The organism is Micromonospora sp. AB353, assembly GCF_049538395.1.
Taxonomy (GTDB): Bacteria; Actinomycetota; Actinomycetes; order Mycobacteriales; family Micromonosporaceae; genus Micromonospora; species Micromonospora aurantiaca.
This window is the reverse complement of the sequence record NZ_JBMVFV010000165.1, coordinates 1-3,009: the sequence shown is the minus strand read 5'-3', so window position 1 is coordinate 3,009 and position 3,009 is coordinate 1. Positions and strand designations below refer to the sequence as shown.

The following is a 3,009-nucleotide window of genomic DNA, read 5'->3' as shown; positions in this document are numbered from 1 at the left end:
ACGCCGCGCAGCGCCGGGCCGGGCAGCTCGCCGACCAGGTGAGCGATCTGGCGACGGCGCTGGCGCGACTCGGTACGCGTACCGGCTGAGGCGGCCACGGGCTGGGAACGGGGCAGCGCCGCAACCCTGCCTGCGGCGAGGATCGGGGCATGGGAAAGACGTACGAGCGCATCGACGGCCGGCTGCGGGGCTTCATCGAGGCGCAGCCGATGTTCTTCGTGGCCACCGCCCCGCTGTCCGGTGACGGCACCGTCAACCTGTCCCCGAAGGGGCTGCGCGGCTGCTTCGCGGTGCTCGACGAGCACACAGTGGCGTACCTCGACTTCGCCGGCAGCAACGCCGAGACCATCGCCCACCTGCGGGAGAACGGCCGGATCACGCTGATGTGGTGCGCGTTCGCCGGCCCGCCGAACATCGTGCGGGTGCACGGGCGCGGTGAGCCGGTGTTCCGCGACGACCCGCGCTGGCCCGGCCTGCTGACCCACTTCCCGGACATCGACCCGGGCCCGCACGGCCTGCGGGCGATCATCGTGGTGCGCGCCGAACTGGTCCGCGACACCTGCGGCTACGCGGTGCCGTTCATGACCTACGACGCCGACCGTGACCTGCACGAACGGCGGTTCGCCCGGGAGGACGACGCGTCGCTGAGCGCGTACTTCGCCGGCAAGGACCACGTCGCCACCAGCATCGACGGGCTGCCCGGCCTGCCGCTGCCGCTGCCGCCGACCCCGGCGGGGTGAGCGCGGTCAGTGGATGCCGGCCATCAGGTGCCGGATCTGGCGGGTGAACATCACCGCGGCCAGGCCCAGCACCACCGAGGCCAGCCCGAAGGTCAGGAAGTACACCGGCTGGGACCAGGTGCCGGCCAGCCGGGCCACCTGACCGCCGATGGCGTCGCCGACGGCGGTGGCGAGGAACCACAGGCCCAGCATCTGGCTGGCGTACTTGACCGGGGCGAGTTTCGTGGTGGCGGACAGGCCGACCGGGCTCAGCGACAGCTCACCGGCGACCTGGATCGCGTACACCGCGACCAGCCACAGCGGTGAGACCAGGTCGCCACCGACGGCGGCCTGCGCGGCGGCGGCCATCAGCACGAACGACAGGCCGTTGAGGACCAGGCCGACGGCGAACTTCGTGGGCGTGGACACCCGGTGGCCGAGCTTGAGCCACAGCGCGGCGGCCAGCGGCGCGCCGATGATGATGAGGATCGGATTCACCGACTGCAACCAGGACGCCGGGAACGTGAACCCGCCCACCGACCTGTCGGTCTGGTCGGCGGCGAAGATGTTCAGCACCGACCCGGCCTGGTCGTAGATGAGCCAGAACGAGGCGGCGAACAGGAACAGCCACACGTACGCCTTCATCCGGCTGCGTTCGGTGCCGCTGATCTCCCGGTCGGTGAGGATCCGCGCGAAGTAGCCGACGGTGACCAGCACCGTCACCACGGTGAGCAGGTTGACCACCGTGTCGACGGTGAACCAGCCGGCCACCAGCAGCACCAGCAGGACGGCGAGCACCACCACCGTTGCCACGCCGATGCGGGTCAGCGCGCGCCGCCGGTCGGTGCCCAGCAGCGGGTCCGCCGGACGCGCGCCGGCGTCGCCGAGGTTGCGGCGGCCCAGCACGTACTGGAGCACGCCGAAGGTCATGCCGACCGCGGCGGCGCCGAACCCCAGATGCCAGTTGATCTTCTCGCCGAGGAAGCCGGTGATCAGTGGCGCGATGAACGCGCCCAGGTTGATGCCCATGTAGAAGATGGAGAACCCGGCGTCGCGGCGCGGCGAGTCCCGTTCGTACAGGTCACCGACCATGGTGGAGATGTTCGGTTTGAGCAGGCCGGTGCCGAGCACGATCAGCGCCATGCCGGCGAACACGCTCCACCCGGTGGGGATCGCCATCACGTAGTGGCCGGCGGCGATCACCACGCCGCCCCACAGCACGCTGCGCCGCGCGCCGATCAGCCGGTCGGCGACCCAGCCGCCGGGCAGCGCCATCAGGTAGACCATGGCGTTGTAGGTGCCGTACACGGCGTTGGCGCTGGACTCGCCGAGGTCCAGTCCGCCGTCGGCGACCGCGGCGGTCAGGTACAGCACGAGGATCGCCCGCATGCCGTAGAAGCTGAACCGCTCCCACATCTCGGTGAGGAAGAGCGTGGACAGCGCGCGGGGGTGACCGAAGAAGGTCTTCCCGGCTGGTGGTCGGGCCCCGACCGGCGCGTCACTGCTCATCGTCACCTCCGGCACGCAAACAGGTGGGTAACATCCCCGTTGACAGGCGAAACACTCCACCGATTCGGCCCGGCCGGGGACGACCCCGCCGGGCAGCTGTCATGGCCGGTTACCCTTGACACTCCCGACCCGCGTACGGCCCTGCCGCCGTGGGCCGGGGAATGGGTGAGCGGTGACCGGTCGTTACACCTGAAGACCAGCACCACGAACGAGGGGAAGTCGATCATGGGCGAGCGCATGCTGCGCGGTAGCCGGCTGGGAGCGGTCAGCTACGAGTCCGACCGCAACACGGAGCTCGCGCCGCGCCAGACCCGCGAGTACCTCTGCGCCAAGGGCCACCAGTTCGAGGTGCCGTTCGCCGTCGACGCCGAGGTTCCGACGACCTGGGAGTGCAAGTTCGACGGCAGCGTCGCCCGCCTGGTCGACGGCACCGAGCCGGAGCAGAAGAAGGCCAAGCCGCCGCGTACCCACTGGGACATGCTGCTGGAGCGGCGCTCGATCGCCGAGCTGGAGGACATCCTCGCCGAGCGGCTCCAGGAGGTCCGGACCCGCCGCGGTCGCGCCTGACCATCCGTAACGCGCGGAAACGCCCCCGGGTGATCCCGGGGGCGTTTCCGTTGCCCGGGGTGTCGGCACGCCACCTCGGGGAGGTGGCTGCGTCCGCGCCACGGTGATGCCACCACTCCCCCGATCTCGTGTTGATCACGAGGCCGGGCGGGGACGCCCGTGGGGCTGGCAGGGCGTGGGCCGCTGATCCGTGGGTGCGTCGTGCCGGTTCGCG

General features: G+C 70.9%; 3 protein-coding genes. 2 read left to right on the top strand and 1 reads right to left on the bottom strand.

The genetic code is table 11. From position 1 onward, the window contains the following. Positions 1 to 149 precede the first annotated feature (149 nt). Positions 150 to 740: a pyridoxamine 5'-phosphate oxidase family protein gene (locus tag ACPCK6_RS29475; RefSeq protein WP_396883005.1), complete on the top strand. Its 591-nt coding sequence runs from the start codon at positions 150 to 152 to the stop codon at positions 738 to 740. Between the two features lie 6 nt (positions 741 to 746). Here ACPCK6_RS29475 and ACPCK6_RS29470 read toward each other — a convergent pair whose 3' ends face one another. After that, on the bottom strand, positions 747 to 2,228 hold the full coding sequence (locus tag ACPCK6_RS29470; RefSeq protein ID WP_423482841.1) for a peptide MFS transporter: 1,482 nt from the start codon (positions 2,226 to 2,228) through the stop codon (positions 747 to 749). 225 nt (positions 2,229 to 2,453) lie between these two features. Here ACPCK6_RS29470 and ACPCK6_RS29465 point away from each other — a divergent pair, with 225 nt between their 5' ends. Next, positions 2,454 to 2,795, top strand: a complete 342-nt coding sequence (locus ACPCK6_RS29465) for an RNA polymerase-binding protein RbpA (RefSeq protein ID WP_007070998.1) — start codon at positions 2,454 to 2,456, stop codon at positions 2,793 to 2,795. Positions 2,796 to 3,009 lie beyond the last annotated feature (214 nt).